Raw genomic sequence first — 337 nt, 5'->3', positions numbered from 1 at the left:
GTTTCGATGGCGACGTTCATGGCCTTCAGCTCCAGCATCGAGGCTGCAGAGAAATAGCGGCGGTCGCCGGCTTCCCATTCGTCGTGCTGCTCGATCAGTACCGAACCTGCAAGACGCAACAGGGCGGCCGGGTTCGGGAACACACCCACGACGTCAGTGCGCCGTTTGATCTCTTTGTTGACGCGTTCCAGCGGGTTCGTCGACCAAATCTGACGCCAATGCCGCTGCGGGAAAGCGGCGAACGCGAGCAGGTCGTATCGGGCGTCGTCAAGCATGGCCGCGACCTTGGGGTGGGAGCGGCCCAACATCGCAACGACTTCGGTGAACTGCTTCTGGA

The 337-nt window shown here is 61.7% G+C and carries 1 protein-coding gene; it reads right to left on the bottom strand.

The genetic code is table 11. From position 1 onward, the window contains the following. Window positions 1–337 (bottom strand): transposase (locus tag ACTJJW_RS14750; protein ID WP_462645917.1); only part of this gene is annotated, 337 nt, incomplete at both ends.

The sequence above is a fragment of the Rhodoglobus galactosidasius genome, assembly GCF_054957775.1.
Note: the sequence above shows the minus strand (reverse complement) of the source record. Positions and strands in the feature narration are given on the sequence as shown.